Raw genomic sequence first — 26,062 nt, forward strand, 5'->3', positions numbered from 1 at the left:
GGACCTCGCGGCCCCACCGGGACTGTCGTCAGGGCGACCGTCGCGGGACTCCCGCGGCCGTCGCTGGTGTCAACGTCCGAGCCGTCCCGGAGATTCCCGGGCCGGCCGGTGCCGACCTGACGATGGTCCCACGACCCGGGAGGGCCGTCACGCGGGTTTCCCCGGGGTTCCGGCGGCCCCCTTGGGTCCTCCGGGTGTCGGGGCGGCCACCTTGGCCCCGGGGCCGGGGGCGGTCGCCTTCGGGCCGGGCTTGGCCGGGCTCTTCCTGGGCTTCCACTGCGCATGACCGGGCATCGGCGGGGTCCGGTCTCCGTAGAGCCACGCCTGGAAGAAGGCGGTGAGGTCCTGCCCGGACACCTGGGAGGCCAGCTGGACGAAGTCGGCGGTGTCGGCCACTCCGTCGCGGTGCCGGGACACCCACTCGCGCTCGATCCGGTCGAAGGCGGCCGGACCGATCTTCTGCCGCAGGGCGTAGAGGACCAGCGCGCTGCCGTCGTAGACGATCGGGCGGAAGATGCTGATCTTCTGCCCCGGGCTGGGGGCCTTGGGCCGGGCGGGCGGTCCGCCCTCGGCGCGCCAGCCGTCGGACTGTTCGTAGGCGTGGCGCATACGGGCCTCCAGAGAGGCCCGGGTGCCGCCCTTCTCCTGGGCGTAGAGGGCCTCGTACCAGGTGGCATGGGCCTCGTTGAGCCAGACGTCGGACCAGCGGCGCGGGCTGACGCTGTCACCGAACCACTGGTGGGCCAGCTCGTGCACCATCACGGACTCGACGTACCAGTCGGGCAGCTGGCGGGTGGTGAACAGGGCCTTCTCGAACAGCGACAGCGTCTGGGTCTCCAGCTCGAAGCCGGTCCGGGCGTCGGCGATCAGCACCCCGTACGCCTCGAAGGGGTAGGGACCGAGCTTGCGCTCCAGCCAGGTCAGATGGCCCGGCGTCTTGGCCACCCACGGGGCCAGGGCGGCACGGTGGGCGGTCGGGACGACGTCGCGCAGCGGCAGGCCGTGCGGCCCGTGGCGCAGCAGCACGCTGGACTTCCCGATGGAGACCTGGGCCAGCTCGGTGGCCATGGGGTGGTCGGTGCGGTAGGTCCAGGTGCGGGTCCCGGCCCGGGTGCCGGGGCGCAGCGGCAGCCCGTTGGCGACGGCGGTCAGCTGCTGGGGCGCGGTGATGTGGAAGGTGAAGAGCGCCTTGTCGGAGGGGTGGTCGTTGCAGGGGAAGACCCGGTGGGCGGCGTCGGCCTGGTTGGCCATCGCCAGCCCGTCGGCGGTACGAATCCAGCCGCCGTCGCCGGCGCCGGCGGGGTTGCTGGTGTGCTCGACGGCGATCTTCAGTTCCTGTCCACGGGAGACGTGGAAGGCCGGGGTGAGCACCAGGTCCTCGCCGTGCTGCTCGTACCGGGCGGCCAGGCCGCCGATCTTCACGGAGCGTACGGCGCCGCGGGCGAAGTCGAGGTTGAGCTGGTCGAGCTCGCCGGTGGCACGGGCGGTGATCTCGGTGGTGGCGTTCATCGGCCGGTCGTTGTGGCCGGAGTACTCCAGGGAGACGTCATAGGACGTGACGTCGTAGCCGGTGTTGCCGAGGGTGGGGAAGAGCCGGTCGCCGAGGCCCTGCGGCCCGGCCGGCGGCTCGGCCACGCCGAGGGTGGCCAGGGCGGCCAGCCCGAGGGCGGCGGCCCGCACACCGGTCCGGCGGCCCCGGCCGCTCGGGCCACGGGACAGGGCGGGGACGGGGCGGTCGGGGTCGCGGGACGGGCGGCGCAAGGGAAGGGACATGAACTACGGCTACCAACGCGGCCCCGTCCCCCGCGGGTCACGGGGCAAACGGCACCCGAACGGGCGGCGGATCGGGCACCCGTCTTACGCCGCCGGGCGGAGCGGCTCCCGACGGGGCGTCAGCCGGCGGACGTACCGGGCGCTCAGGGCTGCAGGGCCGCGGGCTGCCGGGCCTTGCCCGCCCGCAACACATCGAAGACGCCGGGCACTTGGCGCATCGCGCGCATCAGGGACGGCAGCCCGGCGGGGTTCGGCAGATGCAGCGTGTAGGTGTGGCGGACCCGCTGTTCGTGCGGGGGTTCGACGGCGGCCGACACCACGGCGGCGCCCTGGGAGGCGATGGCCTCGGTGAGGTCGGCCAGGAGCTGCGGCCGGCTGAAGGCCTCGGCCAGGAGGGTGACCCGGCAGCCGGGGCCTCCCTGGGCGGCGCCGCGCCAGCGCACCCCGACCGGCGGCCGGCCGGTGGCCGCCATCCGGGCCACGACGGGGCACAGGACGCGGTGCACGGTGACCGTGCCGCCACGGACGGCGAAGCCGGTGACGGCGTCCGGCGGCACCGGGGTGCAGCAGCCCGCCAGCCGGACGGCCGCCCCGGGCAGGTCGGCCACCGCGAGGACCGAGGCGGGAACGACCGGGTCCGCCCCGGGGCCGTCGGGCTCCTCGGCGCGGCGGTCGGCGGACGGCTCCCCGGTGAGCCCCTCACCGGGGCCCGAGGGGCGGGCGCAGGACTCCCGTGGCCCGGCCAGCCACCGGGCGATGGCGAGCCGGGCGGCGGGGGTACGGGCGTGGTCGAGCCACTCGGGAGAGGGGCCGGCCGCGGGGTCCGGCGCCATCAGCAGCTGCAGGCTGTCACCGTCGTGCAGGACCGTGGAGAGGGTGGCGAGCCGGCCGTTGACGCGGGCGCCGATGCAGCAGTGCGCCGCCTCGCCGTGCCGCTCGTAGGCGGCGTCCACACAACTCGACCCCGCGGGCAGACCGATGACGCCGCCGGTGCCGCCGGACGAGCCGTCCGGCGGGGCGCCGGTGCAGAAGACGGTGATCTCGCGGTCCTGGGCGAGGTCGTCGCGCAGCGAGGTCCAGAACGTGTCCGGGTCGGGGGTGGTGCGCTGCCACTCCAGCAGGCGGGAGAGCCATCCGGGGCGGGTCGGGTCGGCCCGCTCGCCCTCGGGGGCGTCCACGTCGTCGGTGGGGGCGTAGGGGTTGCCGAGCGCGATCACCCCGGCCTCGGCGACCCGATGCATCTGGTGCGTACGGATCAGCGTCTCGGCGATCTCCCCGGACGGGCAGCTGACCGCGGTGTGCAGCGACTGGTAGAGGTTGAACTTGGGGGCCGCGATGAAGTCCTTGAACTCGGAGATCACCGGGGTGAAGCAGGTGTGCAGCTCACCGAGGACGGCGTAACAGTCGGCGTCCTCAGCCACCAGCACCAGCAGCCTGCCCAGGGCCGCGCCGGTCAGTTCACGGTGTGCGAGGCGCACCCGGTGCACGGAGACGAAATGCCGTGGCTGAACGAGGACTTGGGCGTCGATACCGGCCTCGTCGAGCACCGTGCGCACCCGCCCGGCCAGTGCGGCGAGCGGGTCGGGCCGGGAGGCGCACTCCAGGACCAGGGCCCGGGTGGTGGCGTACTCCTCCGGGTGCAGGATGGCGAAGACCAGGTCCTCCAGCTCGGCCTTCAGCGCCTGGACGCCGAGGCGTTCGGCGAGCGGGATCAGCACGTCGCGGGTCACCTTGGCGATCCGCGCCTGCTTCTCGGGGCGCATCACGCCGAGGGTGCGCATGTTGTGCAGCCGGTCGGCGAGCTTGATGGACATCACCCGGACGTCGTTGCCGGTCGCCACCAGCATCTTGCGGAAGGTCTCCGGCTCGGCGGCCGCGCCGTAGTCGACCTTCTCCAGTTTGGTGACGCCGTCGACGAGATAGCTGACCTCGGTGCCGAACAGCTCCCGCACCTGATCCAGCGTCACCTCCGTGTCCTCGACGGTGTCGTGGAGCAGGGAGGCGGTCAACGTCGTGGTCTCGGCGCCGAGTTCGGCGAGGATCAGGGTCACCGCGAGGGGGTGGGTGATGTACGGCTCGCCGCTCTTGCGCAGCTGGCCCCGGTGCGAGGTCTCGGCGAGCAGGTAGGCCCGGGTGAGGGTGTCCAGGTCGGCGTCGGGGTGGTGGCCGCGGTGCACCTTGGCGACGTGTTCGAGGGCGTGCGGGAGGCCGTCGCGCGGGGCCGGGCCGAGGAGCGCGGCGCGGCCGATGCGGCGCAGCCCGGTGAGTTCCAGTCGGCGGCGGCCGCGCCTGCGGCCCGCTGCTCCAGGATTCCCAGGGTTAGTGGCCTCTGCGCTCATGGGCACCTCCGGCAGCGTCGACCGGCGGTGTGACGCGTCAGATCGGGCGCCCGGGCCGGTGCTTGATGCTACCGAGCCCATCACGCACCGCTTCCCACCTCTCGCTCAGCGTGAGGCGGACCACCCGTTCGAGCGAATCTTTTGGCCGGAACCCCTCTCGGGGCGGGCCCTGGCCCGATACGCCGTGGGCCGGGTCAGCCGAGCGCGGCGGTCAGCCAGGCGGGGTCGAAGGTGCCCTCGGCGACGATCTCGGCCGGGCCGGTCATCTCGACCGTGCCGTCGGGCCGCTCGGTGATCGAGAGCCGGCCGCCGAGCACCTCGACCGTGTACGTGACCGGCGCTCCGGTCGCGGCGGGGTCCAGGCCGTCCCGGCGGGCGGTGGCGACGGCGACCGCGCAGGCACCGGTGCCGCAGGAGCGGGTCTCACCCGAGCCACGCTCGTGGACCCGCATCGCCACATGGCGCGGACCGCGGTCGACGACGAACTCGATGTTCACGCCGTCGGGATAAACCGACGCGGGGCTGAACGGCGGTACGTCCCGCAGTTCGCCGGCGTGGGCCAGGTCCTCGACGAAGGCGACCGCGTGCGGATTGCCCATGTTCACGTTGCGGGCCGGCCAGCTGCGGCCGTCGAGGGTGACGACGACGCTCTCCTGGGGGAGTTCGGCCCGGCCCATGGAGACCGTGACATCGCCGGTCTTGGCGAGGTGGACGCGGCGTACGCCGGCGCGGGTGGCGATGGCGAGGTCGCCGGCCTCGACCAGGCCGGCGTGCAGCAGATAACGCGCGAAGACGCGGACGCCGTTGCCGCACATCTCGGCGATCGAGCCGTCGCCGTTGCGGTAGTCCATGAACCACTCGGCCTCGTCGGCCCGGTCCCGCACCTCCGGGTGCGCGGCGGAGCGTACGACGCGCAGCAGGCCGTCGCCGCCGAGGCCGGCCCGGCGGTCGCAGATCCTGGCGACGGCGGCCGCGGACACGTTGAGGCGCCCGTCCGGGTCGGGGACGATCACGAAGTCGTTCTCGGTGCCGTGGCCCTTGAGGAAGGCGAGGCGCTGCGTGCTGGTCACCCCTGCATCGTACGGGGAGGGCGGGGGGAAGGAGGGGTGCGGGGCGGGGCGCGAGGGGCTCAGGGGTGCTGACTACACCCGCCCACCCCCCGAAGGGGGGTGGGCGGCGGGGAAAAAAACGGGCCGCGCGCGATGGCCCCCGTCCCAGCACACCCGCCCGCAGCACACCCGCTGGTCAGCGCAGCCGCGCCACGCGCCAGATGGCCAGCGAGGCCGGGAGGGCCACCAGGACGGTGTAGATCAGCACCACACGCCAGCAGGCGCGGCGGCCGGAGCCCGGCGCCGGGAGGCCGGGCCAGGTGTGGCCGACGCGGCGGGCGGCCATCATGCCCCAGCCCGCGGCGCAGCAGCACAGCAGCAGACCGAGCATCGCGATCATGGCGCCGCCGTCGCCGCCGAACTCGAAGGCGAGCGGGAAGGCGAACATCAGCGACCCGAGGGCGGCGAGCGCGACGATCGGCGCCAGCTGCCACAGCCGCAGCCGGCGCGGCGGGCGCAGCTCGCGGAAGGACTCGCCGCCCTCGCCGGGGCGGTCGGCTCCGGAGTCCGGGGCGTCGGAGTCGTCCAGGGCGTCCGGGTCGGTGCGCGGGCGGCCGATGCCACCGTCGGGGCCCGTCAGGCCGTCGCCGGTGTCCGGGCCGTCATCGGCGAGGGGAGCCGCGTCGGCGCCGCTGTCCGGTTGCTGCGCTCCGTCGCGAGGGCCGGCCTCCATTGCCACGCGCCCTCCCCACTCCAGACTGCACGCCTCGATCGAAGGTCGATGATGACACGCCCTCAGGGGCCCGGATGACGGCCGGAGCGTCCCGATGCCATGACGTGATCAGGCTGTGACCGGTCGTTCGAGCAACGCCAGTGCCTGCCCCGGAAGTTCCTCCCGGTGCTCGGCCGCGCCGCTGAGCCAGTGGACGCGCGGGTCCCGGCGGAACCACGAGTCCTGGCGGCGCGCGAAGCGCTTGGTGGCGCGCACCGTCTCGTCGCGCGCTTCCTGCTCGGTGCACTCCCCCGCGAGCTGGGCGAGCACCTGCTGGTAGCCCAGCGCCCGGGAGGCCGTACGGCCCTCGCGCAGTCCCTCGCCCTCCAGCCGGCGCACCTCGTCGACCAGGCCCGCCTCCCACATACGGTCGACGCGCCGCGCGATCCGCTCGTCGAGTTCGGGGCGCGCGACGTCGACACCGATCTGCAGGGTGTCGTAGACCGCTTCGTGGCCGGGGAGGTTGGCGGTGAAGGGGCGGCCGGTGATCTCGATGACCTCCAGGGCGCGCACGATACGGCGGCCGTTGCTCGCCAGGATCGCGCGACCGGCCTCGGGGTCGGCGGCGGCAAGCCGGGCGTGCAGGGCGCCGCTGCCCGACTCGGCCAGTTCGGCCTCCAGGCGGGCGCGCACCTCAGGGTCGGTGCCGGGGAACTCGAGTACGTCGATGGCGCCGCGCACATAGAGGCCGGAGCCGCCGACCAGGACCGGGGTGCGGCCCTCGGCGAGCAGCCGGTCGATCTCGGCGCGGGCCAGCCGCTGGTACTCGGCGACGCTGGCGGCGCAGGTGACGTCCCAGATGTCCAGGAGGCGGTGCGGGACGCCCTGCTGCTCCTCGGGCGTGAGCTTGGCGGTGCCGATGTCCATACCGCGGTAGAGCTGCATGGAATCGGCGTTGATGACCTCGCCCCCCAGGTGCTGCGCGAGCGCGACGCCCAGATCGGACTTTCCGGCCGCGGTGGGGCCGACGACGGCGATGACCCGCGGAGCGGGAACGGCGGTGTTCACCCCGTCAGTCTCGCAAACCTCCCGGCCCCATCTCGAACGAGCGACGTGACGGGCCACTGATGATCTCGTTGCCTGTTGCGAGGTCCCGAGAGCCGGAAGCAGCACCGGCGCCCGCGGGCGGCGCAACGGTCCGCTCCCGGAGGGCCAGGGATGTGGCCGGGGACGTCACCACAGGAAGAGCGTAGGAGCAGTTATGGGCGTGTTTTCGCGGTTTCGCCGCCGTAAGTCCGGAGCGGTGACGGAGGAGAGTGCCACGACGGCGGTGGCGGCCGGGGCGGAGGAGCAGGTGGACGCTCCGTCGGACACCGGGGACACCGGGAGGGCCACGGACGCCGCCGAGTGCCCGGCGGCAGAGGCGGCGGAGGCGGCGTCCCCGGAGGCGTCCGGCGACGCCGCGGCGGAGACGGAGGAGACCGCGGACACCGTGGCGCCGCGGGCCGAGCAGGCCGCTGAGAGCGCCGGTATCCCGCGGCAGCAGTCGGCGGAGGCCGCCGCGGACAGCGAGAGCGCGCAGCACCGGACGCGCTGACCGGACAACGGCCGCGGGCCGCAGGGCCGCGCGGCCGTCGCCGTACCGCCGGGCGGCCGTGCTACGACCAGGCCGCCGCGAAGTAGCCCACGCCGTAGGGAGCCTCCTCGCGGAGCAGCCGGCCGCTGAGGCCCGCGCCCTCCGCCGCCCCCGCGAGGACCTGCCAGCAGGCCCGTCCGGACACCTGGAGGCCGGCGGCCGGCTCCGCGTCGAGTGCGGCCAGTGCGGCGGTGTCGGCCTCGCCCAGGGCGCGGGCGGTCTCGGCGTCGAAGGCCTCGGCCCGCTCGTCGAAGTAGCCGGGCGCCTTCACCGTCCGGCAGGCGCTGCCGTCGCCCATCACCAGCAGCGCGACCCGGGGAGCGGCCGCGGCGGTCTCCCGGCCCAGTTCCAGACAGCGGTCGCGGGGCAGGGACGGGTCCACCCCCAGCGCCTCCACGGGAGCGTCGTCCCAGTCCGTACGGGACAGCAGCCAGGCGCCGACGGACAGCGACGGCGGGAGTTCCCGGTCCGGGACGGTCTCCGCGGCGCCCAGCGACACGTCAAGGTCCACCCCGAAGCCGTGGAAGGAGCCGACCGAGCCCTGGGGGTACCGTCCCCGCCCGGCCTCGTCGGCCGGGCCGAGGACGACCAGCCGGTCGGGGCGGGCGGCGCTGAGCACGCCGACCGCGTCGAGACAGGCGGCGCGCAGCGCGTCGAGTTCGGGCGCCGCCCCGGCGGCCACCTCCGGGACGAGCAGCGGCGGGCAGGGGCAGAGGGCGGCGGCTACGAGCATGCCACGCAGCGTAACGCCACTGATGCGGGGCCGTTCGCCGTGCCCTGGGAGCGCCCGGTCAGTCGCAGCCGCAGCCGGCGGCGGGCGCCGGGCTCGGCGCCGGGGCCCCGATGGTGGGCAGGCCCAGCAGCACGCCCTGGGGCTTCTGTGCCGGGGCGGCGTTGCGCTTCTCCCAGGCGTCCCCGGCCCGGGTCCGGCGCACCGCCTGGGCCGCGCCCTCGGCCAGGAGGTGGTGCGGGGCGGCGTACGTGATCTCGACGGTGACCACGTCGCCGGGGCGGACCGGCTCGTCGGGGCGGGTGAAGTGGACCAGGCGGTTGTCGGGGGCGCGGCCGGACAGGCGGCGGGTCGCGTCGTCCTTGCGGCCCTCGCCCTCGGCGACCAGGACCTCCAGCGTGCGGCCGACCTGCTTCTTGTTCTCCGACCAGGAGATCTCCTCCTGGAGGGCGACCAGGCGCTCGTAGCGTTCCTGGACGACGGCCTTGGGGATCTGGCCCTCCATGTCGGCGGCCGGGGTCCCGGGGCGCTTGGAGTACTGGAAGGTGAAGGCCTGGGCGAAGCGGGACTCGCGGACCGTGTGCAGGGTCTGCTCGAAGTCCTCCTCGGTCTCGCCCGGGAAGCCGACGATGATGTCGGTGGAGATCGCGGCGTCCGGCATGGCGGCGCGCACCTTCTCGATGATGCCGAGGAAGCGCTCCTGGCGGTACGAGCGGCGCATCGCCTTCAGGACGGTGTCCGAGCCGGACTGCAGCGGCATGTGGAGCTGCGGCATCACGTTCGGCGTCTCGGCCATGGCGGCGATGACGTCGTCGGTGAAGTCACGGGGGTGCGGGGAGGTGAAGCGGACCCGCTCCAGGCCCTCGATCTTCCCGCAGGCACGCAGCAGCTTGCTGAAGGCCTCGCGGTCGCCGATGTCGGAGCCGTAGGCGTTGACGTTCTGGCCGAGCAGGGTGATCTCGCTGACTCCCTCGGAGACCAGCGCCTCGATCTCGGCGAGGATGTCGCCGGGCCGGCGGTCCTTCTCCTTGCCGCGCAGCGCGGGCACGATGCAGAAGGTGCAGGTGTTGTTGCAGCCGACGGAGATGGAAACCCAGGCCGCGTAGGCGCTCTCCCGCCGGGTGGGCAGGGTCGAGGGGAAGGCCTCCAGCGACTCGGCGATCTCGACCTGCGCCTCTTCCTGGACGCGGGCGCGCTCCAGCAGCACCGGCAGCTTGCCGATGTTGTGCGTCCCGAAGACCACGTCGACCCAGGGGGCCTTCTTGACGATGGTGTCGCGGTCCTTCTGGGCGAGGCAGCCGCCCACGGCGATCTGCATGCCGGGGCGCGCGGCCTTCTTCGGGGCGAGCTGACCGAGGTTGCCGTAGAGCCGGTTGTCGGCGTTCTCCCGTACCGCGCAGGTGTTGAAGACCACGACGTCGGCGCCGTCGCCATCCTTGGGAGCGGGTACGTATCCGGCCTCTTCCAGCAGGCCGGACAGCCGCTCGGAGTCGTGGACGTTCATCTGGCACCCGTAGGTGCGGATCTCGTAACTCTTGTTGACGCCCACTGCCTGGCTCCGGTCGCTGCTGGTCATGTCTCAAGGGTAGGCGGTGCCGGGAGTGCCTCCCGACGCCGGAGGCCCGGTCGGGATCGTCCGGCGCAGGAGGGCGGGCGTCCGCTCAGAGGGCGAGCACGACGGCGGCGACGAGGCCGCCGGCTCCCAGGGCGAAGGCCGCGCTGCGCCAGCCGCCGTGGCCCCAGCGGAAGGGCCGGTCGAGGGCGTAGCGGCCGGGGCCGGTGGCCGCGACGGACAGCGCGACGACGGCGATGGTCAGCGGGTATTCGAGGCCGCCGGTCTCCGCCCAGAGCCCTTTGGGTGCCGCGAGGACCATGGCGTTGATCATCACGCCGATCAGTGCGGCGGCTGCCAGCGGGGTGAGCAGACCGAGGGCGAGGCCGAGGCCGCCGAGGACTTCCGTGACTCCGGCGAGGCCGGCGAAGAAGGTGCCGGGGCGGTAGCCGAGGGCTTCGAAGCCCCGCGCGGTGGTGTCGAGTCCGCGGCCGCCGAAGAAGCCGAAGAGTTTCTGTGCGCCGTGGCCGGCCAGGATCAGCCCCACGGTCAGCCGCAGGAGGAGCAGTCCGGCATCGGCGGCCGCGGGAGGCGGGCGGACGGTTTCGGACCGGGCGCGGGTGTCGGGCCGCAGTGCGGTGGGCGGTTTCATGAGGTGTCGCTTCCCGCACCGGCGCGTCAGAGGGCCGCTGTGGGGTGCCGGCGCCGGTGCGCTCGGGGTGGAGGGATGTTCTTGGGTGCGCGCCGCCGGGCGCGCGGGTGGGGACGTGCCGGGTCCCCGCTGTGTCACCAGGTGAGGGGCCGCCCTCTGCCGCCGGAGCGGTACGGGCGCCACGTCGCCACCGTATCGCCTGCTGTTCCGGGTGCAACCGCGGTCCGGTACGGCTCCGGTGAGGTCACGACCGGGCCTCACCCCTCCCGTTCCCGCCGTGCTCCTGGCAGTATCCCGCCCATGGTCACAGCACTCCCCCGTACCGGCCGCCGGGCCGTCCAGGCGGCGATCGCGGCGCTGGTCGCCCTCGGGCTGGGGCTGTGGTGGCTGATGTCGACGGGCGCCGCGCCCGTTCCCCGGGGGCAGGTGACGATGGCGACCGGTGTGCCGACCGGTGTCTACGCGCGCTACGGGGAGCTGCTGAAGCAGGATCTGGCCCACGACCTGCCGGACGTGGATCTCCGGCTGACCCGCAGCGAGGGCTCGATCGACAATCTGCGGCAGCTGGTCGCGGGGCGCGCGAAGTTCACCATCGCGACGGCGGACGCGGTCGCCACGTACAAGATCAGGGGCGAGGCCGGCGCGGACCGGCTGCGGGCCTGCGCGCGGCTGTACGACGACTACGCGCAGCTGGTGGTGCCGAAGGGTTCCGCGGTGCGCTCGACGAAGGACCTGCGGCGGCTGCGGGTGGGCGTCGGGGCGGACGGCTCCGGCGTCCAGCTGATCACCCGGCGGCTGCTGGAGGCGGCCGGGCTGGACTTCAACCAGGACATCGAGCCGGTGCGGGTCGGCATCGACCGGATGCCGAAGCTGCTGGAGCAGCACAAGCTCGACGCGTTCTTCTGGTCCGGCGGGCTGCCCACGACGGCGGTGCAGCACCTGGCGCGGCGCTTCCCGGTGCGGCTGGTCCAGCTCGGGGACCTGAGTGAGGCGCTGCACCGGCAGGGGGAGCGCACCCGCTACTACCGGGCCGCGGTGATGCCCGCCGACGCCTATCCGATGGCGCAGGGCGGGAAGGCGGTGAAGACGATCGCGGTGGCGAACCTGCTGGTGACGAGGGACCGGGAGGACGCCGCGCTGACCGAGGGCATCACCCGGACCGTCATCGACAGCCGGGACCGGATCGGCCGCCAGGTGCATGCCGCGCAGAAGGTGGATCTGCGGACGGCGGTGTTCACCGATCCGCTGGAGCTGCACACCGGCGCCCGGCGCTATTACGTGTCCCAGAAGCCCTGAGGCGGCCCGGGGGCCGGGAGCCGCGCCGGAAAAACGGACCGGGGCCCGCACCGGACGTACCGGTGCGGGCCCCGCTCACAGGACGCGGAAGGCGTCAGGCGGCGACGATGTTCTCCGCCTGCGGGCCCTTGGGGCCCTGGGTCACGTCGAAGGTGACCTTCTGGCCCTCGAGGAGCTCACGGAAGCCCTGCGCGGCGATGTTCGAGTAGTGGGCGAAGACGTCGGGGCCGCCGCCGTCCTGCTCGATGAAGCCGAAGCCCTTTTCCGAGTTGAACCACTTGACGGTGCCGGAAGCCATGTTTTTCTCCTTCATGGGGCAAACGGGAGACCACACTGCGCGGCCTCCTTGTCGCCGAGATGATCGCCCCACACCGGAACAGGTCCGGATAACAAGGAACGCCCGGGGCTTCAGCCTCCGGGCGCGCACAAAGTTCATGGGTACCACAACTGCAACGTCGTCGACGGTAGCACAGCCGGTGCGGTTGTCCAGCGTCCCGCGCGGCGCCCGCCTCACGGCTCGGTGCGCGGCACGGTCACGGTGACCTTCAGTCCGTGCGGCGGATGCGGGGCGTAGGCGATGGTGGCGCCGCCCGCGGCGAGCAGGGCGCGGGTGATGGACAGGCCGAGTCCGGAGCCGGAGACGTTCTGGTGGCGGCTGCTGCGCCAGAAGCGGTCGCCGACCCGGGCGAGCTCGTCGTCGGTGAGGCCGGGGCCACGGTCGGTGACGGTGATGTCGACGCGCTCGCCGGCCGGGGCGACGCCGACGGTGACCGGGCGGTCCTCCGGGGTGAACTTCAGCGCGTTGTCGATCACCGCGTCCAGGGCGCTGGAGAGGGCCACCGGGTCGGCCCAGCCGGTGACGGCGCTGTGCCCCTCGTAGGTGAGGACGACGCCCTTGTCGTCGGCCATCGGGCGCCAGGAGTCGACACGCTCGGCGGCCAGCTCCGCGACGTCGGTGAGCTGGAGGTCGGCGGCGGTGTGCTCGGCGAGGGCGAGGCCGAGCAGGTCGTCCAGGACCCGGGCGAGCCGCTTGCCCTCGGTGCGGACCGAGGCGATCTCCGCGTTGCCGTCGGGGAGTTCGAGGGCCAGCAGCTCGATCCGCAGCAGCAGTGCGGACAGCGGGTTGCGCAGCTGGTGCGAGGCGTCGGCGACGAAGGCGCGCTGCTGTTCCAGGACGTCCTCGACGTGGTCGGCCATCTCGTTGAACGAGCGGGCCAGCCGGCGCAGTTCGGGCGGGCCCGCGGTGGCGGCGACCCGGGCGTTCATCCGGCCGGTGGCGATGTCGTGGCTGGCCGTGTCCAGGACCCGTACGGGCCGCAGCACCCAGCCCGTGAGGCGGAAGGCGGCGGCGACCGCGACGAGCATCGCCGCGCACTCACCGGCGGCGATCAGCAGCCAGCCGCGCAGGACGTGCGTGCGCAGCTGCCCCGTGGGCGAGTCGGTCATGACGACGGCGACCACGTCGCCGTCGCGGATCACCGGGGAGGCGACCGGGATGCGGCCGGTGTCGTCCCAGGGCCAGACCTGGTGCGGGTCATGGCTGCGGCGGCCGGCCAGCGCCTCGCTGAACGCCCGCGCGGCCTCACCGTCCCGGGGTACCGGCAGGCCGGCGGGGGCGGCGGCCATGGGAGTGCGATCGCGGTAGAAGACCCCGGCACGTATGCCGTAGAGGTCGTAGTACCGGGCGAGTTCGGTACGGAGGGTGGCGCGCCGCTCGTCCTCCTCCGGGGTCTTGTCCCCGGCCTCCGCGCCGGGGCGGGCGGTGACGAACTGGGCGAGGGAGGCGAAGCGGGCGGCGTCGTCGATCCGGTCGACGACCACCCGCTGCTGCTCGACCCCGGCCGTGATCACGCCGAGCGGGATGCCGAGCGCGAGCAGGACACCGGCCATGAGGACGATGAGGAGCGGGAGGAGTCGGGTGCGCACCTGGTCGCGGCGGCCTTCAGGAGGCCGGGGCGGCGGACGTCCGCGCACCCGGGCCGGCGGCCGGGACGACCAGGCGGTAGCCGACGCCGCGCACCGTCTCGATCAGCGCGGGCATGCGGAGCTTGGCGCGCAGGGAGGCGATGTGCACCTCCAGGGTCCGGCCGGTGCCCTCCCAGCTCGTGCGCCACACCTCGCTGATGATCTGCTCCCGGCGGAAGACCACCCCGGGGCGCTGGGCGAGCAGCGCGAGCAGGTCGAACTCCTTGCGGGTGAGCGGGACGCCGGTGCCGTCCACCGAGACCTGGCGGGTGGCGAGTTCGACGGTGACCGCGCCGAGCCGCAGCGACTCGTCGGCGGTGCCCTCCTCGACGGGCTGCTCGGCGCCCCCCGGTGCGTTGCGCCGGCTCACCGCGTGGATACGGGCCAGCAGCTCACCGGTGTCGTACGGCTTGACCACGTAGTCGTCGGCGCCGAGGTTGAGCCCGTGGATGCGGGAGCGCACATCGGACCGCGCGGTGACCATGATGACCGGGGTGGCGCAGAGCTTGCGTATCCGGCCGCACACTTCGAAGCCGTCCTGGTCGGGCAGCCCGAGGTCGAGCAGCACCACCGCGAACGGCTCCGCGTCGTCGGGGAGCAGGGCCTTGAGCGCGTCCTCGCCGTTGCGGGCGTGCACCACGGCCAGGCCGTGCTTGGCGAGCACCGCGGACAGGGCCGCGGCGACATGATCGTCGTCCTCGACGAGCAGCAGTCTCATCAGGCCCTCCTCCCGGGTGCGTGCGTACGGGCCACAGGGCATCTACGGCGATGGGAGGCCTGTGCGTCAAGAGGTGGTCACCTCCGCGCCGCCATCCGTTACCCAGCCGGTACGCCCACGACACCACCCTCTCGGTGTCTGCGCCCCCGGCGCCCCGCTTCTCACCCGGCGTCCCGCCGCCGCCGGATCGTTATCCTCAAGTTCCCCTCAGATGTAATGACGCTGGTAGCGGGGCGTCCTAGATTCCTCCCCAACCGAGGAGGACGGAGCTACACGCCGATGAGCGAAGTATCGGTGACCAAGAACGCCGAGGGCCCCGCACCGACGGGGGACCAGCTGGTCGTGCTGGACAACGTGAACAAGCACTTCGGCGCGCTGCACGTGCTCCAGGACATCGACCTGACGATCAACCGCGGTGAGGTCGTCGTCGTGATCGGGCCCTCGGGCTCCGGCAAGTCGACGCTCTGCCGCACGATCAACCGCCTGGAGACCGTCGACAGCGGCAGCATCACGATCGACGGGAAGCCGCTGCCGCAGGAGGGCCGCGAACTGGCCCGGCTGCGCGCCGACGTGGGCATGGTCTTCCAGTCCTTCAACCTGTTCGCGCACAAGACCGTGCTCGAGAACGTGATGCTGGGCCAGACCAAGGTTCGCAAAACGGACAAGGCGGAGGCCGCGAAGAAGGCCCGCGCCCTGCTCGACCGGGTCGGTGTCGGCACCCAGGCGGACAAGTACCCCGCACAGCTCTCCGGCGGTCAGCAGCAGCGGGTGGCGATCGCCCGTGCGCTGGCGATGGACCCGAAGGTGATGCTGTTCGACGAGCCGACCTCCGCGCTCGACCCGGAAATGATCAACGAGGTGCTGGACGTGATGCAGCAGCTCGCCCGGGACGGCATGACGATGGTCGTGGTCACCCATGAGATGGGGTTCGCGCGCTCCGCGGCGAACCGGGTCGTCTTCATGGCGGACGGCCGCATCATCGAAGAGGCCGAGCCGAACCAGTTCTTCAACAACCCGCGCAGCGACCGCGCCAAGGACTTCCTGTCGAAGATCCTCCATCACTGAGGCCGCAGTTGGGCCACCATCATTGCCAACACCTGTTGAACCAAAGGATGTTCACCATGAGGATTCGTAAGACGGCCGCGGCCGGTGCGATGGTGCTCGCGCTGGCGGCGACGGCGACCGCGTGTGGCGGCGAGTCGGGTGCGGCGGGCGACAAGCCGGCCGGCGGAGATGTCTTCAGCGGCGACTACAAGGTCGCCTCGGCGCCGAAGATCGACTCTCCGGTGCTGAAGAAGGCACAGAAGGCCAAGAAGATCGTCATCGGTGTGAAGGCCGACCAGCCGTTCCTGGGCTTCAAGGACACCACCGGCAAGTACTCCGGCTTCGACATCGAGATCGCCAAGATGGTCGCCGCCGACCTCGGCTTCTCCGAGAAGCAGATCGAGTTCAAGACGATCGACTCCAACGTCCGTGAGACCACCATCTCCAACGGACAGGTCGACTACTACGTCGGTACCTACACGATCAACGACGAGCGCAAGAAGCAGGTCGGCTTCGCGGGCCCGTACTACACCGCCGGCGCGGACCTCCTGGTGCGCAAGGACGACAAGTCCATCACCGGACCGGACTCCGTCAAGGACAAGAAGGTCTGCTCGATCGTCGGCTCCACGCCGCTGCAGGAGATCAAGAAGAAGAAGTACGGCGCCAAGACCAGCGAGCAGTCGAAGTACTCGGACTGTGTGAAGTCCCTGCTCGACGGCCAGGTCCAGGCGGTCACCACCGACGACGCGATCCTCAAGGGCTACGCCGCCCAGCGCCCGGAGAAGCTCCGGGTGGTCGGCAAGACCTTCACCAAGGAGCCCTACGGCGTCGGCATGAACAAGGACGACAAGGCCCTGCGCGACGCGATCAGCGACGCGCTGGAGAGCCACATCAAGAACGGTGACTACAAGAAGGCGTACGACGGCACGCTCGGCAAGTCCGGGTCGAAGTTCGTCGCCCCGGAGACGCCGCTGCCCCGCTACTGAGGCGCTCGCGAACCCACCGGACCGTGCCGCCCCGTACGCCCGCCGCGGCGGGCGTACGGGGCGGTGTCTTCGACCGCCGCTGAACTCCTCCCCGCCGCCGACCCGATGACCGCTACCGCGGAGACCCCATGAACGTACTCCTCGATTATCTGCCCGAGTTCCGGGACGGATTCCTCGGAACCCTGGCGATCACCGCGTCCAGCGCCCTGCTCGCGCTGGTACTCGGCGTGCTCATAGCCGGTTTCCGGGTCTCTCCGATACCGCCGCTGCGCGCCTTCGGGACGGCCTGGGTCACGGTGCTGCGCAACACACCGCTGACGCTGCTCTTCCTCGTCGCCTTCTTCGTCGTACCGCAGGTCCTCTTCCAGGGCGCGAGCCCCTACGTGCTCGCCACGCTGGCGCTCGGCTTCTACACCTCCTCCTTCGTGTGCGAGGCGGTGCGGTCCGGTATCAACACCGTTCCGCTGGGACAGGCGGAGGCCGCGCGCAGCCTCGGGATGACGTTCTCCCAGACCCTGGGCCAGATCGTGCTCCCGCAGGCGACGCGCACCGTACTGCCCCCCTTGAGCAGCATCTTCATCGCGCTGACGAAGAACTCCGCGATCGCCGGAGCGTTCGGCTACGGCGAGCTGTTCAACGTCTCCAAGCTGCTGAACGACAAGGGATACGCGATCGCCTGGATCTTCCTGTGGACCGCGCTCGCCTACCTCATCATCACCTTCGCCCTCAGCGGCCTCTTCCGGCTGCTGGAGCGCCGTATGGGGGTCGCCCGATGAGCGGCCGTGAGGGGATCAGCACGACGTGGGTGCCGCGCGCAGGCGGGGCGGAACAAAGCGAGGTAAGGGCATGAGCGGCGCCAGCGTTCTCTACGACGTACCAGGTCCGAAGGCGAAGGCACGCAACCGCGTCTACTCCGTCGCCGGCGCGCTCGCGGTGCTGGCGCTGGTCGCCTTCGTCGTGATGCGGCTGAACACCGAGGGCCAGCTCGCACCCGAGGTGTGGAACATCTTCAACAACGCCGGTGTGCGGACCAACATCCGCGACGGCGTGCTGACCACACTCCAGGTCTTCGCGGTCGCGGCGGTGCTGTCGCTGGCGCTGGGCGTGCTGCTCGCGGTGGCGCGGCTCTCGGACCACCGGCCGGTCCGCTGGCTGGCGACCGGCTTCATCGAGCTCTTCCGCGCCGTGCCGCTGCTGATCACCATCTACGCGCTGTGGGTGCTGCTGCTCAGCAACCGGGAGAGCCTCGGTCTGGCCGGGGACCAGCCGCAGTTCTGGGCACTGATCATCGGCCTGACGGTCTACAACGGCTCGGTGCAGGCCGAGGTGCTGCGGGCCGGCATCAATTCCGTGCCCAAGGGGCAGGGCGAGGCCGCGTACGCGCTGGGCATGAGCAAGACGCAGGTCATGACGACGGTGCTGATCCCGCAGGCCGTGCGGGCGATGCTGCCGACGATCATCAGCCAGCTCGTGGTGACCCTGAAGGACACCTCCCTCGGCTTCATCATCACCTTCGAGGAACTGCTCTTCACCGCCCGGCAGATGAGCACCAACATCATCGTCAACGGCAACGACACCTACGTCCCGTTCATCATCGTCACCGGCACCATCTACGTCGCGATGTGTCTGGCGCTGTCCGCGCTCGCCAACTGGATCGAGCGGCGCGGCCGGCGGGCCAAGACGGGCATCGGTGTCGCCACGGCCGGCGAGCCGGTCACGGCCGCCGACGCGATGGAGGCCGCCGACGCGATGCCCGACGGGGTCGGCACCACGAACGACTGACCCGTCACGGGCCGCCCGCGGCCGATATCGATCCGTCCGGAGGCGGTGGCACCCTCGCCACCGCCTCCGTCACTTGACGCGAGCGGTCGCAGTGGGTTGCATACGCTGTGTGATCACGCACCGGGCTCCAACTGCCAGTTCCCGCATGTCCCGTACGTACCAGCGGCCCCGGGGAGCTGCGCCGTGGACCCGGTGATCGTCGTCGGGGCCGGCCCGGTCGGCCTCTCCCTCGCCCTCGCCCTCACCCGGCTCGGCGTCCCCACCGTCGTCCTCGACGAGACCACCGGCGAGGAGGACACCCGCCCCGCCCGCACCGTCGTGCTCCGCCCGGACACCGCCGCCTTCGTCGCCCGGCTCGGCTGCGCCGACACCCTGGAGAGCGCCGGCACCCACTGGACGGCCTGGCGCACGATGCGCCGCCGGCGCCTGCGGGAGCGCATCGCCTTCGCCCCGCGCACCCCGGACGGCGCCGCCGCCCCCACGACCGCCTCCCCGGTCCACCTCCCGCAGCACGCGCTCACCCGCGCCCTGCGCGCCGCGCTCGCCGACGAGAAGCTCGCCGAGGTCGTCACCGACAGCCGGCTGGCCGATCTGGAGCAGGACGAGCACGGCGTCAGCGCCCACACCCGCGGCCCCAACGGGACCTGGTGGCGCGGGAGTTACCTGATCGGCTGCGACGGCCCGCGGTCGACCGTGCGCAAGCTGCTGGACATCCGCTTCCCGGGCCGTACGGCCGTCGAACGGCACGCGGTGGCCGCGCTGCGCTGCGAGCTGCCCTGGCCCGGCGAGGCCCTGCTGCACCGCTCCCCGCCCCGGCAGGGCGGCGGGCCGGGCAGCGAGGTCTCCGCCCGCCCGCTGGCCGGCCATGTCTGGCGGCTGGACTGGCTGCTGCCGCCGGGGCGCGAACTGGTCACCCCGGACGCCCTGGTCGCCCGCATCCGCGACTCGCTGGCCGGCTGGACCAGTGAGTCCCCGGCGGGCCCGGCCGACGAGACCGGTACGGAGGGCGACGGCGCGCTCCCCCGGGGGCGCGGCCACGGCCGGCTGGTCCCGCCCTACGAACTCCTCGACACCGGGGTGCACACCGTGCACCACCGGCTGGCCCGGGACTGGCGGCGGGGCCGTGCCTTCCTCGCCGGGGACGCCGCGCATCTGCTGGGCGCGCTCGGCACCCAGGGCCTGGACGAGGGGCTGCGCGACGCCGAGAACCTCGCCTGGAAGCTGGGCCTGGCCTGGCATCACGGCGCGTCCGACCTGCTGCTCGACAGCTACCAGGCCGAGCGCCGGGGCGCGGTCGCGGCCCGGCTGCGCGCCGCCGACCAGGCGCTGCCGCTGCTGCGGGACGGCCGCGCGGTCCGCTGGCGCACCGTCCTGCCGGGCGCGACGCGCGGCCGCAGCACCCTGCTGACCGACGGCCACCTGGGCCGCGGCCCGCTCGGCGCACCGCCCGTCTACGCCCGCACCCCGCTGGGGCCACCCGCCGAGCAGACCGGCGGCCCGCTCGTCGAGACGCCGCCCGGCGCGCCGGTGACGGATGTGGCGGTGACCGCGTCGGACGGTGCGGTGGTGCGGCTGCGCGACCGGCTCGGGCACGGCCTGCTGGTGGTGCTGGTGGCACCCGGCACCGGTGTCTGGGACCGCCGGCACTGGCAGTCGGCGGGCCTGATGCCCCGGCTGGCCGACGCGGTCGACGCGCTGCCCATGGACGCCGAGATCCTGGTCACCGAGGCCTATCCGGGCGCCGCCGCGCACACCGTGCTGCTGGTGCGGCCGGACGGCCATCTGGTCACGGCGCTGTCCGGCGTCCGCCCGGCCGAGATGGCGGCGTGCGCGAACGCGGTACGGGGCGGGGCGCACGGGCCGGTGACCGGAGCCGGACGGGCCCGGCGGGCGGGGGACTCCGAGGAGAGGGCGGCGTCCGGGGTCGACGGGGCCGGGGAGGGGGCGGCCTCCACGGTTGACCCTGTGGGAAGCTCCGTGCTTCACTCCGAGGATGACTGACCACAGCTCGCGATTCTGGCGGAGGGTCCATCTCGACCTGGTCCGCTATGCGGGCTGCATGTGTCGCCCGTCCTGTTGATCCGCAGTTCCCTCCCCGCGCGGCCGCCCGCCTCTGCCCGGCAGCCGCGCCTCTTCGCGATCACTCAGGACGGTTTCCGTGCCCGACGTACGTACCCCTGCGCGCCCGCCTGTCACCGGCCATGACGGCGGGCCCAGCGCCTCCGAACTCCTCGACTTCGCCCTCCGGGCCGCCGCCGACCCGGCGCTCGTCGCCTCGCTCCCGCTCGACCCCGAGGGCCGCACCTGGCTGCGGCTGGACGGGCCGGGCGGCGCCGAGGCCTGGCTGATCGGCTGGCCGCCCGGCACCGGCACCGGCTGGCACGACCACGGCGGCTCCCGGGGCGCCTTCGCGGCGGCCTCGGGGGAACTGACGGAACAGTCGCTCACCGCCGCGCTGCCCACCGAGGGCTGGAAGACCCTGGAACTCGCCGACGACGTGGACCGGGAGCGCCGGCTCAGCGACGGGCGCGGCCGGGCGTTCGGCCCGCACCATGTGCACCAGGTGCTCAACCTCTCCGCGGACACCCACGCGGTGTCGGTGCACGCCTACTACCCGCCGCTGCCGTTGATGCGCCGCTACAGCCGCACCGGGCCGGTGCTGCGGCTCGAAGCGGTGGAGCAGCCGGAGGAGTGGGCATGAGCGCGGTCGACGCACTGCTGGCGCAGGCCCGGAGCGAGCTGGGGCACCGGGTCGGTCCTCGGGAGGCCGACGCCGTCCAGGAGGCGGGCGGGCTGCTGGTGGACATCCGCTATGCGGAGCTGCGGGAGCGCGACGGCACCATCCCCGGCGCGCTGATCGTCGAGCGCAACGAACTGGAGTGGCGGCTCGACCCGACCGGCGAGCACCGTGCCCCGGAAGCGACCGGTCATGATCTGCCGGTCGTGGTCATCTGCAACGAGGGCTACGCCTCGAGCCTCGCCGCTCTCTCCCTGCGCCGGCTGGGGCTGTACCGGGCGACCGACCTGGACGGCGGCTTCCAGGCCTGGCGTGCGGCGGGGCTGACGGTCGAGGACTGAGGGGCTGCACACCCCGCGCCCCACCGGGCCGTCCGGCGTGCGGCCCGGTCTCCGGTCCCACCGGGCACGCTGACGGTCGTTCCGGCCACCGCCCCTCATCCCTCCGACAGGAAGTGCTCCGCCAGGAGGTCCGGGTCCTCGCCTTCCTCCTCCAATGCCTGTTTGACCACGCGGAGGGCGAGGCCTTCCGGGTATCCCTTGCGGGCCAGCATTCCGGCCAGACGGCGCAGGCGCTTCTCGCGGTCCAGGCCCCGGGTGGAGCGCAGTTTGCGGTCGACCAGTGCGCGGGCGGTGGACTCCTCCTGCTCGGAGTCGAGGCGGCCGACGGCCACCTCGATGAGGGCGGAGTCCACGCCCTTGGTGCGCAGTTCGCGGGCCAGGGCACGGCGGGCCAGGCCGCGCCCGTGGTGGCGGGAGTCCACCCAGGCGTCGGCGAAGGCCGCGTCGTCGATCAGCCCGACGTCCTCGAAGCGGGACAGCACCTCGTCCGCGACCTCCTCGGGGATGTCCCGTTTGCGCAGGGCGTCCTGGAGTTGCTTGCGGGTACGCGGATTCCCGGTGAGCAGGCGCAGGCAGATGGCCCGTGCCTGCTCCTCGGGTGTACGCGGTGGTCCCGACTCGGCCCTCGACGAGGAGGGACCACCGCTGTCCTCACGGCCATGACGGCCCCTGCGGCCGCTACGGGTCTCGGCGTCGCCGGTGGCGCTGTGCGTCTCGTCCGCGCCGCCCGGCCATTCCGTTCGCCGTGTCATGGCGGGCTAGCTCTTGGCCGCGGCGGCCTTGGAGCCCTTGGCGCCCTTGGCCGCCGGTGCTGCGGCTGCCGGTTCGGCCGCCACCGCGGCGTCCGTGCCGGGCTCCGCCGCCGGGTCCTGCGGCTGCACGCCGATGCCGAGCTTCTCCTTGATCTTCTTCTCGATCTCGTTGGCGAGATCCGGGTTGTCCTTGAGGAAGTTGCGGGCGTTCTCCTTGCCCTGGCCGAGCTGGTCGCCCTCGTAGGTGTACCAGGCACCGGACTTGCGGATGAAGCCGTGGTCCACGCCCATGTCGATCAGGCCGCCCTCGCGGCTGATGCCCTGGCCGTAGAGGATGTCGAACTCGGCCTGCTTGAAGGGCGGGGAGACCTTGTTCTTGACGACCTTGACGCGGGTGCGGTTGCCGACCGCGTCCGTGCCGTCCTTGAGGGTTTCGATGCGGCGGATGTCGAGGCGCACCGAGGCGTAGAACTTCAGCGCACGGCCACCGGTCGTGGTCTCCGGCGAGCCGAACATCACGCCGATCTTCTCGCGGAGCTGGTTGATGAAGATCGCGGTGGTCTTGGACTGGTTGAGCGCGCTGGTGATCTTGCGCAGTGCCTGGCTCATCAGCCGGGCCTGGAGGCCGACATGGGAATCGCCCATCTCGCCCTCGATCTCGGCCCGCGGCACCAGGGCGGCGACGGAGTCGATCACGATGAGGTCGAGCGCGCCGGAGCGGACCAGCATGTCCGTGATCTCCAGCGCCTGCTCGCCGTTGTCCGGCTGGGACAGGATCAGGGAGTCGGTGTCCACGCCGAGCTTCTTGGCGTACTCCGGGTCGAGGGCGTGCTCGGCGTCGATGAACGCGACGGAGCCGCCGGCCTTCTGTGCGTTCGCGACGGCGTGCAGGGTCAGGGTCGTCTTACCGGAGGACTCCGGGCCGTAGACCTCGATGACGCGGCCGCGGGGGAGGCCGCCGACGCCGAGCGCGACGTCGAGTGCGGTGGACCCGGTGGGGATGACCTCGATGGGCTCCTTCGACCGCTCCCCCATGCGCATCACGGCGCCCTTGCCGAATTGCCGTTCAATCTGTGCGAGTGCGGCGTCCAGCGCCTTCTCGCGGTCAGTGCCTGCCATGGGTTCCACCCGATTTGCTTGAGTCGATCGCTTCACGTCCATGACGCTAACGCCTGCCACTGACAATGCGCCCGGACCCGGCTCCGGCCTGTGGATAACTCCGCGAAAAAGCCCGAGAGCGAAGGCCGGTTCTCTCATGAGAATGGATGTTCGATTTTAGTGTCAAGCGCTTCCGCCCGGATGTCGCCGACGGGGAACCGTCCGCCGGCGACGCCGCCCGGTCTTCCGGCGGTGCGCCCTCCGTCAGCGGACGTCCTGGTCCTCCGCCGTGGCGCCGTCCGTCTTCCGGTCCTCCAGCGGAGCCGTCGGCTGCGCGCGGTGCAGGTTCCGCCGCATCCGGGCCAGGGCCCGGACACCGTGCCCGCGCCTGCCGTGGACCCGCAGGTCGTCGGGGACCTCGTACCGCTTCACATACGCGCCGAGGAAGGCCTGCAGGGTCGCCGTCGCCGGGATCGCGATCAGCGCGCCCACCGCGCCCATCAGGGCCGTACCGGCGACGACCGAGCCGAAGGCGACGGCAGGATGGATGTCCACCGTCTTGGCGGTGATCCGCGGCTGGAGCAGGTAGTTCTCGAACTGCTGGTAGATCACGACGAAGCCGAAGACCCACAGGGCGTACCAGGGGTCGACGGTGAACGCGATCAGGATGGGCAGGGCACCCGCGAGGTAGGTCCCTATGGTCGGGATGAACTGGGAGACCAGGCCCACCCACATGCCCAGCGCCGGGGCGTACGGCACCCCCAGGATCTGCAGCAGCACGTAGTGCGCCATGCCGGAGATCAGCGCCATCAGGCCGCGTGAGTAGAGATACCCGCCGGTCTTGGCGACCGCGATCTCCCAGGCGCGCAGCACCTCCGTCTGGCGGTGCGGCGGCAGCACGGAGCACAGCGCGCGCCGCAGCCGGGGGCCGTCGGCGGCGAAGTAGAACGAGAACAGCGCCACCGTCAGGAGGTTGAACAGGCTGCCCAGCACCGTCGCGGAGACGGCCAGCACGTTGTTGGCGCCGTCCGTGACGTACTTCTGCAGCCAGTCCGACTTGAGCAGGTTGTTCTGCACCTCGACCCGCGAGAGGTGGGTGTGCAGGGTGCTGTTGATCCAGCTGATCAGGGAGTCCAGATACTGCGGGAACTCCGCGACCATGTTGGCTATCTGCCCGGCGAGCATGGAGCCCAGCAGCGCGAAGAAGCCCGCCGCGACGACGAGGATGCTGACGAAGACGAGCCCGGTGGCCATGCCGCGCCGCACCCCCCGGGCCGCCATCCAGTCGACGGCCGGTTCGACGGCCAGCGCGAGGAAGAACGCGATCAGCACGTTCAGCAGCAGGCTGATCAGCTGGTGGAATCCCCAGGTGGCGAGCTGGAAACAGGCCACCAGGGCGAGCGCGAGCACCATGGCGCGCGGCAGCCAGCGCGGCATCCGCGCATCGGACCGGTCCTCGGGGCGTGTGACGTCGTTACTGGTGATCTCTTCTGACTCGGGCACGGAGCCAAGTGTCCCGTACGCCCATGACACTCCCGGTCCCGATCCGTGCCCCGGTCCGCGGCATCCGGCCGTCGGGCCGCCATCATCGCAGGTCAGCGCCGCGCGAACGGCAAGGTCAGCGTTTTTCGGGCGGCACCTCCATGACCGAGGTCACCACCCGCCACACCTCTTTGGCGCTCCATCCCGCGTCCAGCGCCTCGTGCACGGTCCGGCCGCCGAGGCCGGACATCACATGATCGCGCGCGAAGGAGTCGGCATACGCCGCACCGAAGTGATCCGCCATCCGCTGCCAGAAGACCGTCAACCGCATGCCTTCAGTATCCCGCCCTGGGAGGGCAGCGGACGCGAGCCGGTGCCACCGGGAGAATTGCGCCCTACGGTCAGCGCATGGCCGAATACGTAAGCTCTCCTCCGACTCCTCTGGCACGTGCCGAGCGATTCGTCTGGCTGACCGCCCGGGTACTCGAGCAGCGGCTCTTCGAGTACCACTTCCTGGGCGGCGGGGCCGACCCCGTGGAGACCGCGCTCGCCGCGTACCGCAACGATGACGACGGCTTCGGCCACGCCCTGGAGCCCGATCTCCGGGGCCCGGTCAGCCAGCCGCTGCACACCGCGCACGCCCTGAAGGTGCTCGATCTGATCGGGCGGTGCGACGGCCGCCAGGTGGAGCGGATCTGCCGCTATCTGACGAAGATCTCCACCCCGGAGGGCGCGCTGCCCGCGCTGCACCCCTCACAGCGCGGCTACCCGGCCGCGCCCTGGATTCCGGTGGTCGACAATCCGCCGAGCGCGCTGCTGGCCACCGGCCCCGTGGTGGGTGTCCTGCACCGCAACGAGGTGTGGCACGCCTGGCTCTTCCGGGCCACGGACTACTGCTGGGCAGCGGTGGAGTCGATGGAGGAGACCCACCCGTACGAGGTCGAGGCGGCGGTGGCCTTCCTGGACGGCGCCCCCGACCGGCCGCGGGCCGCCGCGGCGGCGCAGCGGCTCGGCCGGCTCGTACGGGACCGGGGTCTGGTGCTGCTGGACCCGGAGCGGGCCGCGGACGTCCCGGTGGCGCCCGGGTACGCCCCCGGGGAACACCACCTGGCCTACGACTTCGCGCCCGCGCCCGGCTCGCTGGCCCGCGACTGGTTCACCGACGAGGAGATGGCGCGGGCGCTGGACCATCTCCTCGCGCTCCAGGAGGAGGACGGCGGCTGGCCGGTGAACTGGCGGGTGTGGGCACCCGGCACGGCGCTGGAGAGCCGTCCGATGGTGACGCTCAAGGCGCTGCTGACCCTCCGGGCCTACGGGCGGCCCCTCTAGGACCTGTCGTCAAACTCCCGTCGTTCGCCCGAAGGGCGGCCCCGCGGCGTCTGGTGCGTGCGATCGCAAGGCGGAGGGTCGCCCCGATA

Annotated in this window: 26 protein-coding genes; 11 read left to right on the top strand and 15 right to left on the bottom strand. The window is 72.5% G+C overall.

Annotation, left to right across the window (positions count from 1 at the left end):
- Nucleotides 1-147: 147 nt before the first annotated feature.
- The 5 genes from ACWC9R_RS27220 to miaA all read right to left on the bottom strand — a co-directional run bounded on the left by ACWC9R_RS27220 (nucleotide 148) and on the right by miaA (nucleotide 6,941).
- Complete coding sequence (locus tag ACWC9R_RS27220; RefSeq protein ID WP_450735372.1) at nucleotides 148-1,773, bottom strand: M1 family aminopeptidase; 1,626 nt, start codon at nucleotides 1,771-1,773, stop codon at nucleotides 148-150.
- Nucleotides 1,774-1,916: 143 nt separating this feature from the next.
- Nucleotides 1,917-4,112, bottom strand: a complete 2,196-nt coding sequence (locus tag ACWC9R_RS27225) for a RelA/SpoT family protein (RefSeq protein ID WP_450735373.1) — start codon at nucleotides 4,110-4,112, stop codon at nucleotides 1,917-1,919.
- 194 nt (nucleotides 4,113-4,306) lie between these two features.
- On the bottom strand, nucleotides 4,307-5,182 hold the full coding sequence (dapF, locus tag ACWC9R_RS27230; RefSeq protein ID WP_450735375.1) for a diaminopimelate epimerase: 876 nt from the start codon (nucleotides 5,180-5,182) through the stop codon (nucleotides 4,307-4,309).
- A 175-nt stretch (nucleotides 5,183-5,357) separates the two neighbouring features.
- Complete coding sequence (locus tag ACWC9R_RS27235; protein ID WP_450735413.1) at nucleotides 5,358-5,894, bottom strand: hypothetical protein; 537 nt, start codon at nucleotides 5,892-5,894, stop codon at nucleotides 5,358-5,360.
- Nucleotides 5,895-6,002: 108 nt separating this feature from the next.
- Nucleotides 6,003-6,941 carry a tRNA (adenosine(37)-N6)-dimethylallyltransferase MiaA gene (miaA, locus tag ACWC9R_RS27240; protein WP_450735377.1) on the bottom strand — a complete coding sequence of 313 codons (939 nt, stop codon included), beginning with the start codon at nucleotides 6,939-6,941 and terminating at the stop codon, nucleotides 6,003-6,005.
- Nucleotides 6,942-7,134: 193 nt separating this feature from the next.
- Here miaA and ACWC9R_RS27245 point away from each other — a divergent pair, with 193 nt between their 5' ends.
- Nucleotides 7,135-7,470 carry a hypothetical protein gene (locus ACWC9R_RS27245; protein ID WP_450735379.1) on the top strand — a complete coding sequence of 112 codons (336 nt, stop codon included), beginning with the start codon at nucleotides 7,135-7,137 and terminating at the stop codon, nucleotides 7,468-7,470.
- Nucleotides 7,471-7,531: 61 nt separating this feature from the next.
- Here the strand turns inward: ACWC9R_RS27245 and ACWC9R_RS27250 are convergent, their stop codons facing one another.
- The 3 genes from ACWC9R_RS27250 to ACWC9R_RS27260 all read right to left on the bottom strand — a co-directional run bounded on the left by ACWC9R_RS27250 (nucleotide 7,532) and on the right by ACWC9R_RS27260 (nucleotide 10,443).
- Complete coding sequence (locus ACWC9R_RS27250) at nucleotides 7,532-8,242, bottom strand: class III extradiol dioxygenase subunit B-like domain-containing protein (protein WP_450735381.1); 711 nt, start codon at nucleotides 8,240-8,242, stop codon at nucleotides 7,532-7,534.
- Between the two features lie 58 nt (nucleotides 8,243-8,300).
- Nucleotides 8,301-9,815 carry a tRNA (N6-isopentenyl adenosine(37)-C2)-methylthiotransferase MiaB gene (gene miaB, locus ACWC9R_RS27255; protein WP_450735383.1) on the bottom strand — a complete coding sequence of 505 codons (1,515 nt, stop codon included), beginning with the start codon at nucleotides 9,813-9,815 and terminating at the stop codon, nucleotides 8,301-8,303.
- 85 nt (nucleotides 9,816-9,900) lie between these two features.
- Nucleotides 9,901-10,443 carry a DoxX family protein gene (locus tag ACWC9R_RS27260; RefSeq protein WP_450735384.1) on the bottom strand — a complete coding sequence of 181 codons (543 nt, stop codon included), beginning with the start codon at nucleotides 10,441-10,443 and terminating at the stop codon, nucleotides 9,901-9,903.
- A gap of 300 nt (nucleotides 10,444-10,743) precedes the next feature.
- On the opposite strand from ACWC9R_RS27260, the gene ACWC9R_RS27265 reads away from it, so the two are divergent.
- A complete protein-coding gene (locus ACWC9R_RS27265; RefSeq protein ID WP_450735386.1) occupies nucleotides 10,744-11,739 on the top strand; it encodes a TAXI family TRAP transporter solute-binding subunit in 996 nt (331 codons plus the stop codon).
- A gap of 94 nt (nucleotides 11,740-11,833) precedes the next feature.
- Here ACWC9R_RS27265 and ACWC9R_RS27270 read toward each other — a convergent pair whose 3' ends face one another.
- The 3 genes from ACWC9R_RS27270 to ACWC9R_RS27280 form a co-directional block, all read right to left on the bottom strand.
- Nucleotides 11,834-12,037: a cold-shock protein gene (locus ACWC9R_RS27270; RefSeq protein ID WP_006602702.1), complete on the bottom strand. Its 204-nt coding sequence runs from the start codon at nucleotides 12,035-12,037 to the stop codon at nucleotides 11,834-11,836.
- A gap of 212 nt (nucleotides 12,038-12,249) precedes the next feature.
- Complete coding sequence (locus ACWC9R_RS27275; RefSeq protein ID WP_450735388.1) at nucleotides 12,250-13,665, bottom strand: ATP-binding protein; 1,416 nt, start codon at nucleotides 13,663-13,665, stop codon at nucleotides 12,250-12,252.
- A 16-nt stretch (nucleotides 13,666-13,681) separates the two neighbouring features.
- Nucleotides 13,682-14,422, bottom strand: a complete 741-nt coding sequence (locus ACWC9R_RS27280) for a response regulator transcription factor (protein WP_450735390.1) — start codon at nucleotides 14,420-14,422, stop codon at nucleotides 13,682-13,684.
- A 279-nt stretch (nucleotides 14,423-14,701) separates the two neighbouring features.
- Here ACWC9R_RS27280 and ACWC9R_RS27285 point away from each other — a divergent pair, with 279 nt between their 5' ends.
- From ACWC9R_RS27285 to ACWC9R_RS27320, 8 genes are all read left to right on the top strand, one after another.
- Complete coding sequence (locus ACWC9R_RS27285) at nucleotides 14,702-15,487, top strand: amino acid ABC transporter ATP-binding protein (RefSeq protein WP_450735392.1); 786 nt, start codon at nucleotides 14,702-14,704, stop codon at nucleotides 15,485-15,487.
- A gap of 56 nt (nucleotides 15,488-15,543) precedes the next feature.
- On the top strand, nucleotides 15,544-16,452 hold the full coding sequence (locus tag ACWC9R_RS27290) for a glutamate ABC transporter substrate-binding protein (RefSeq protein ID WP_450735394.1): 909 nt from the start codon (nucleotides 15,544-15,546) through the stop codon (nucleotides 16,450-16,452).
- A 128-nt stretch (nucleotides 16,453-16,580) separates the two neighbouring features.
- Nucleotides 16,581-17,228 (top strand): amino acid ABC transporter permease, encoded by a 648-nt coding sequence (locus tag ACWC9R_RS27295; RefSeq protein WP_450735396.1) that lies wholly within the window; start codon nucleotides 16,581-16,583, stop codon nucleotides 17,226-17,228.
- A 70-nt stretch (nucleotides 17,229-17,298) separates the two neighbouring features.
- Nucleotides 17,299-18,234, top strand: a complete 936-nt coding sequence (locus ACWC9R_RS27300) for an amino acid ABC transporter permease (RefSeq protein ID WP_450735398.1) — start codon at nucleotides 17,299-17,301, stop codon at nucleotides 18,232-18,234.
- A gap of 183 nt (nucleotides 18,235-18,417) precedes the next feature.
- Nucleotides 18,418-20,235: an FAD-dependent monooxygenase gene (locus ACWC9R_RS27305; RefSeq protein WP_450735400.1), complete on the top strand. Its 1,818-nt coding sequence runs from the start codon at nucleotides 18,418-18,420 to the stop codon at nucleotides 20,233-20,235.
- Entirely contained in the window at nucleotides 20,228-20,314 is an 87-nt protein-coding gene (locus ACWC9R_RS27310; protein ID WP_311044721.1) for a putative leader peptide, read from the top strand. Before ACWC9R_RS27305 ends, ACWC9R_RS27310 begins: the two co-directional genes overlap by 8 nt.
- A 78-nt stretch (nucleotides 20,315-20,392) precedes the next feature.
- Nucleotides 20,393-20,935 (top strand): cysteine dioxygenase, encoded by a 543-nt coding sequence (locus tag ACWC9R_RS27315; RefSeq protein ID WP_450735402.1) that lies wholly within the window; start codon nucleotides 20,393-20,395, stop codon nucleotides 20,933-20,935.
- Nucleotides 20,932-21,312, top strand: a complete 381-nt coding sequence (locus tag ACWC9R_RS27320; RefSeq protein WP_450735404.1) for a rhodanese-like domain-containing protein — start codon at nucleotides 20,932-20,934, stop codon at nucleotides 21,310-21,312. The genes ACWC9R_RS27315 and ACWC9R_RS27320 overlap by 4 nt, the downstream gene beginning before the upstream one ends.
- Before the next feature lie 95 nt (nucleotides 21,313-21,407).
- On the opposite strand, the gene recX is transcribed toward ACWC9R_RS27320, so the two are convergent.
- The 4 genes from recX to ACWC9R_RS27340 all read right to left on the bottom strand — a co-directional run bounded on the left by recX (nucleotide 21,408) and on the right by ACWC9R_RS27340 (nucleotide 24,975).
- Nucleotides 21,408-22,064 (bottom strand): recombination regulator RecX, encoded by a 657-nt coding sequence (gene recX / locus ACWC9R_RS27325; RefSeq protein WP_450735406.1) that lies wholly within the window; start codon nucleotides 22,062-22,064, stop codon nucleotides 21,408-21,410.
- A 6-nt stretch (nucleotides 22,065-22,070) separates the two neighbouring features.
- Nucleotides 22,071-23,183: a recombinase RecA gene (gene recA, locus ACWC9R_RS27330; protein ID WP_362605346.1), complete on the bottom strand. Its 1,113-nt coding sequence runs from the start codon at nucleotides 23,181-23,183 to the stop codon at nucleotides 22,071-22,073.
- 243 nt (nucleotides 23,184-23,426) lie between these two features.
- Nucleotides 23,427-24,665: an AI-2E family transporter gene (locus ACWC9R_RS27335; RefSeq protein ID WP_450735408.1), complete on the bottom strand. Its 1,239-nt coding sequence runs from the start codon at nucleotides 24,663-24,665 to the stop codon at nucleotides 23,427-23,429.
- Between the two features lie 115 nt (nucleotides 24,666-24,780).
- Nucleotides 24,781-24,975, bottom strand: a complete 195-nt coding sequence (locus ACWC9R_RS27340; protein WP_362605348.1) for a DUF3046 domain-containing protein — start codon at nucleotides 24,973-24,975, stop codon at nucleotides 24,781-24,783.
- Nucleotides 24,976-25,052: 77 nt separating this feature from the next.
- On the opposite strand from ACWC9R_RS27340, the gene ACWC9R_RS27345 reads away from it, so the two are divergent.
- Nucleotides 25,053-25,973, top strand: coding sequence for a hypothetical protein (locus ACWC9R_RS27345; RefSeq protein WP_450735410.1), 921 nt, complete (start codon nucleotides 25,053-25,055; stop codon nucleotides 25,971-25,973).
- The last annotated feature ends 89 nt before the right edge of the window (nucleotides 25,974-26,062 follow it).

The organism is Streptomyces sp. NPDC001219 (assembly GCF_053597915.1).